Source organism: Desulfovibrio sp. (assembly GCF_047607245.1).
Classification (GTDB): domain Bacteria; phylum Desulfobacterota; class Desulfovibrionia; order Desulfovibrionales; family Desulfovibrionaceae; genus Desulfovibrio.
On record NZ_JASGDK010000135.1, the window covers coordinates 1 to 4,960 of the forward strand.

The following is a 4,960-nucleotide window of genomic DNA, read 5'->3' on the forward strand; positions in this document are numbered from 1 at the left end:
CTAGTGGAAATTGTTGAGCTGCCAGACCATCCTTGGTTCCTTGGGTGTCAGTTCCACCCCGAATTCAAATCTCGGCCTATGGACGCCCACCCTCTCTTCCGCGAATTTATCGGGGCTGCTAAAAAGCACGCCAAGGTTTAACGCTTGAGGGTTTAAAGACATCTCATAGAAAATAAAAAAGGGAGGGCTAACCTCCCTTTTTTATTTTCTGCATCCGATGGACATTCGTTAAGCCAACACCTTGAAAACAATGGGGCAAAGTTTATATTAATCCATCTCAAAACGTGTTTTTGATTTCGCAACCTCTGGCTATTGCATAATTTTTGCCACTATGGCACAGTACTTGTAAATAAAAACTTTCCTGAGGACATTCAAGGCGGAACAGGTTCATGGCACTGGAACTTCGACAACAACTCAAACTGGCTCAGCAGCTGGTGATGACCCCGCAATTGCAGCAGGCCATCAAGCTGCTCCAACTCTCGCGTATGGAGCTTCTGGAGACTGTGCAGCAAGAAATGCTGGACAATCCATTTCTGGAAGAATCCCAAGGCGATGACGGCTCAGCTGAACCTGCTGAAGACCGAAGGGAAAAAGCCACTGAAGAAGTATACGACCAGGATTTGGCCAAGGACGCTGACTGGGAAGACTACTTGGGCGAATTCGCCAGCACTCCCCGCCTTGTGCAACCTCGCGAATTCGAAGTTGCTGAAGACATTTCTCCTCTAGAAGCCCGCTACTCAGCCAAACCTACCCTTGAAGGGCATTTGCTTTGGCAGTTGCGTCTTTCTTCGCTTACTGACGCTCAAAAAGATATTGGCGAAGTCATCATTGGCAATCTTTCCTCCGCAGGCTATCTGCACGCCAGCATTGATGAAATTGCACAGATGACCGAATCGGACCCAGATGACGTATTGGTTGTGCTTGAAAAAGTGCAACTGTTTGATCCCGTGGGTGTTGCAGCGCGTGACGCGCGCGAGTGCCTACTGGTGCAGATAAAAAGCCTGAAATACGACCGCGATCCCATACTGCTTGAACTGATACGCTCACACCTGGAAGACCTTGAAGGCAAGCGCTATAAGCCGCTGCTTCGCAAGTTCAAACTGGATATGGATGAGCTCAAGGAGTATCTGGACATCATCCAAAGTCTTGATCCCTTGCCAGGGGCCAGCTTTGGAGGTGGAGAGCCAACCTACGTCAGCCCAGACGTCTTTGTGTACAAAATGGGTGACGAATTCGTCATACTGCTCAACGAAGATGGCTTGCCGCAATTGCAGCTTTCCAACATGAGCCAGATGGACATGAAGGACGCCTCAGACAAGGAAAAAGAATACTGTACGGAAAAGATGCGCTCGGCCAGCTGGCTTATCAAGAGCCTTTATCAGCGACAGCGCACCCTGTACAAGGTAATGGAAAGCATTGTCCGGCATCAACAGGCCTTTTTTGAAGTTGGTGTATCGCGCCTCGCTCCTCTCATTCTCAAGGACATTGCAGATGACATCAGCATGCATGAGTCCACTGTCAGCAGAATTACAACCAACAAATATGTGGCCACACCCCACGGTATTTTTGAGCTGAAATTTTTCTTCAATAGCGGTTTGGAGCTGGATGACGGAAGTCAGGTGGGTTCCGAGAGCGTCAAAGCGCTCATAAAAAAATTCATCGCCGATGAAGACTCCAAGTCTCCCCTGAGTGATGAACGCATTGGTGAAATGTTAAAAGACCACCTCAAGGTCAACATTGCACGGCGTACTGTGGCAAAATACCGCACCGCCCTTGATATTCCTTCCTCTTCCAGACGAAAGGAACATTTTTAGTTTTTTGATCGCCTGTGGCAGAACGTTGTATAAAACTGCCCACGAGGGAAAGACAAAAATTGCGAAAACCCGGGCCTTTCGCCGGATTTTCACCGCCCTAAAGGGCGGGTTCCTGGTTCTCCGCGTGGGGAACTGCCATAATAAGGAGGATTATATGAACATCTCTTTCGCCTTCAAGAACTTTGAAGCCTCCGACCACCTTAAGAAATATGCCCGCCGCCGCATTGAAAAGCTGGGGCGGTTTTTTGGCAAATCTTCCGGTCTTGAAGTAAGCGTCGTGTTGACTGTAGACAAATTCCGCCACCGTTGCGAAGTTACGGTCATCGGTGAAGGACTGCATATCAATGCTACCGAACAAACCTCAGACATGTATGCTGCTATTGACCTTGTGACCGACAAGGTTGAAGCGCAGATCAAGCGTCAGGTTTCACGAGTAAAAACACAGCGCCGCAAGGCACGCAGTGCTGATGTGGATGTCTTTACCTATAACATTGACGCCGAAACTGAAGTTGCATTGCCTGTGGAAGGAACAGACCGCCTGGCTACCAAGCCTCTGCACCTTGATGAGGCGCTCATGCAGCTTGATTCCATTGGCAGCGAGTTTTTGGTGTTCTTTAACGCAGAAAATGGCCGCATCAATGTGGTATACCGCACGCGCACAAGCAGCTACGCGCTGATTGACCCCGTCTTATAACTACTCCTGATTCCCGGCTGCCGATCAGGCAGCCGGGAACTTAGCGGGGGATTCATGCACACCACAAAACAACAACCCGAAGAGCCTGCAGCTGAAATCTGTACAGCTGAACAGCCCGTGGCCGTGTGCATAGTAACCGGTCTTTCTGGCGCGGGTAAAAGTACGGCCCTGAAAGTTTTTGAAGATATGGGCCATTTTGTGGTGGACGGGTTGCCTGCGAGCTTGGCTCCTGAAATGGTCGCCATGATGTCTCGCCCCTCTATGAGCCATTTCAAGGGCATTGCCCTTGGCATGGATCTGCGGCAGAGCAACTTTCTGGACGAAATCAACGACGCATTGTCTGACCTAACGGCCAAAAATGTCCGTCCCATGCTTCTTTTTATGGAGTGCGACGTTCAGGAGCTCCTGCGGCGTTACGCGACGACCCGCCGCCCTCACCCGCTTGAACGTGAGGGGCTGGGTCTTGAAACTGCCCTGCTTTCCGAGCGCAACAGCTTACGCCCGTTACGGGAAATGGCCGACCTCGTCATTGACACGTCCCGCTTCTCCATTCACGACCTGCGGCGTGCCATTCAGAAGCGCTGGAGCGATAGCAAAAGCAAACTCCGCGCCATCAAGGTCAACGTAATTTCCTTTGGTTTCAAGTACGGTGTCCCGCGCGAAGCCGATTTTGTATTTGACCTGCGCTTTCTCAGCAACCCGTACTTTGTTGAAGAGCTGCGCCCACAATGTGGGAAAGACAAGGCAGTTGCGCAGTACGTTTTCAATCAGCCGCACGCACGTGAATTTCGCGCCAAGCTGATGGATCTGCTTTTGTTCATGTTGCCGCTTATGGAAACTGAAGGCCGTTACCGCGTCACCATTGCTGTTGGATGTACTGGTGGACGCCACCGCTCAGTGGCCATGGCCGAAGAAATCTGGCAGGCTTTAAAACAGGCTGACTATCCGACCACACTGGAACACCGACATCTTGAACTTGGCTAAAAAAGCTGGCAGGCTTTGAGTCGAGAGGAATGCCATGACGGACGAAAACAAGAAGACACAGGTGGGGATCATCATCGTTTCGCATGCCGACTATGGTTCGGCAATGCTGCGTACTGCTGAATTTATTCTGGGGGCGCAAAGCGATTGTAGTTCCATTAGTGTGGACGTTGCCCACGAAGTGTCTGAAACCGTACGACGTCTCACTGATGCAGCACAACGGCTGGACAAGGGGGCCGGAGTCATTATTCTTACTGATATGTTCGGCGGCACCCCAACCAACCTGGCTCTTTCACTTATGACCACGCATAAGGTTGAAGTTGTGACGGGGGTTAACCTCCCGATGCTTCTTAAAGTTTTTTCAACACGCGAAAAACCTTTGGAAGAATTGGCGCAACTGGCAGGTGAAGCGGGTGCAAAGGGAATTGTGGTCGCCGGAAATATGCTGCGTAATAAGGCCCGAGCCAAAAACGACGGCTAATTATATGTGGTTCCGCGTTGATAATCGTTTGGTGCACGGGCAGGTTATAGAGGCGTGGCTTCCCTATACTGGTGCCAGACACTTGGTGGTTGCCAATGACGAGCTTGCGGCTGACGAATTGCGCCAGCAGATAATTGAACTCGCAGTGCCGCAGCGTATTATCACCCATTTCATTCCTGTACACGACCTGGCCAGAACGCTTGACGCCTGCGGCGAAGACAGCTTTGTTCTTTTTGTTAACTGCCAGGATGCTCGACGCGCCAGCGGAGCGGGCATCATTATGGAAACTCTCAATATTGGCAACCTGCATTACGGCCCGGAAAAAATACAGATCCTTCCCCACGTGGCGTTGTCTGCCCAGGACAGGGAAGATCTGCACTCTATCCAGCAGCACCTTGTACAACTGGATTTTCGCAGTGTCCCCACAGAAACCGTAAGGGGTCCCCATGAACAACTTATATGAAATGACGGTAGTTGGGGCACCTTACGCTTTTTTTTTGCCCTGGCAGGTGCAGCCCGCTCTTCCTGTATAATTGGCATTATTGACCGCCCCATTTGTCTGGCCCTCATTGCAGGAGCAATTACTTCTGACTGGAGCCTGGCTCTCCCTTTAGGCATCATCTTTGAGCTGCTGTGGCTGGACGCCCTTGAATTGGGCAGCGTTGTACCTCCATATGGCAGCCTGAGCTTTTTGCTGCTTTTTCCATTATGCAGGCACTTTGAACTGACAGAACCCGGCAGCCTGCTTATTCCCCTCATTCTTTGCATGCTCGCAGCTTATGCCGCTGCCTATGGCGAACACCGCCAGCGCATCAGCCAAAACCCTATGGTAGACAAGGTTGAAATGTGGTGTGCGGGCAAACCCGGCGGGCTTGCCCCGGGGACAGCTCTTTTTTTCTCGTCTCTACATAGAAGCCTGTGGCAGATCACGCTCTACTGCCTCTGCTTCGTAGTGATCTTCAGTCTAGTTCGCACCCTACAAAATACCCA

At 51.0% G+C, this 4,960-nt stretch carries 6 protein-coding genes and 1 pseudogene; all 7 read left to right on the forward strand.

The genetic code is table 11. The features are described 5' to 3' along the window. A partial coding sequence (locus QM579_RS10735) for a glutamine amidotransferase-related protein (protein WP_414999147.1) occupies positions 1-141 on the forward strand: 141 nt, incomplete at its 5' end. A gap of 248 nt (positions 142-389) precedes the next feature. Then, positions 390-1,814 carry an RNA polymerase factor sigma-54 gene (rpoN, locus tag QM579_RS10740; RefSeq protein ID WP_414999142.1) on the forward strand — a complete coding sequence of 475 codons (1,425 nt, stop codon included), beginning with the start codon at positions 390-392 and terminating at the stop codon, positions 1,812-1,814. Positions 1,815-1,968: 154 nt separating this feature from the next. Next, positions 1,969-2,508 carry a ribosome hibernation-promoting factor, HPF/YfiA family gene (hpf, locus tag QM579_RS10745; RefSeq protein ID WP_414999143.1) on the forward strand — a complete coding sequence of 180 codons (540 nt, stop codon included), beginning with the start codon at positions 1,969-1,971 and terminating at the stop codon, positions 2,506-2,508. Between the two features lie 54 nt (positions 2,509-2,562). Next, positions 2,563-3,492 (forward strand): RNase adapter RapZ, encoded by a 930-nt coding sequence (rapZ, locus tag QM579_RS10750; RefSeq protein WP_414999144.1) that lies wholly within the window; start codon positions 2,563-2,565, stop codon positions 3,490-3,492. 34 nt (positions 3,493-3,526) lie between these two features. Next, on the forward strand, positions 3,527-3,970 hold the full coding sequence (locus tag QM579_RS10755; protein WP_414999145.1) for a PTS sugar transporter subunit IIA: 444 nt from the start codon (positions 3,527-3,529) through the stop codon (positions 3,968-3,970). A gap of 4 nt (positions 3,971-3,974) precedes the next feature. Continuing rightward, the gene (locus QM579_RS10760) at positions 3,975-4,433 is read left to right on the forward strand and encodes a PTS sugar transporter subunit IIB (protein WP_414999146.1); all 459 of its coding nucleotides are present in this window, start codon (positions 3,975-3,977) and stop codon (positions 4,431-4,433) included. Between the two features lie 303 nt (positions 4,434-4,736). Beyond that, a pseudogene (locus QM579_RS10765) lies at positions 4,737-4,960 on the forward strand (hypothetical protein); the annotation flags it as partial.

Excerpts from the sequence above, each read along its gene's own strand:
- rpoN (WP_414999142.1), top strand. The coding sequence starts at position 390 with ATGGCACTGGAACTTCGACAACAACTCAAACTGGCTCAGCAGCTGGTG.
- hpf (WP_414999143.1), top strand. The coding sequence starts at position 1,969 with ATGAACATCTCTTTCGCCTTCAAGAACTTTGAAGCCTCCGACCACCTT.
- rapZ (WP_414999144.1), top strand. The coding sequence starts at position 2,563 with ATGCACACCACAAAACAACAACCCGAAGAGCCTGCAGCTGAAATCTGT.
- QM579_RS10755 (WP_414999145.1), top strand. The coding sequence starts at position 3,527 with ATGACGGACGAAAACAAGAAGACACAGGTGGGGATCATCATCGTTTCG.
- QM579_RS10760 (WP_414999146.1), top strand. The coding sequence starts at position 3,975 with ATGTGGTTCCGCGTTGATAATCGTTTGGTGCACGGGCAGGTTATAGAG.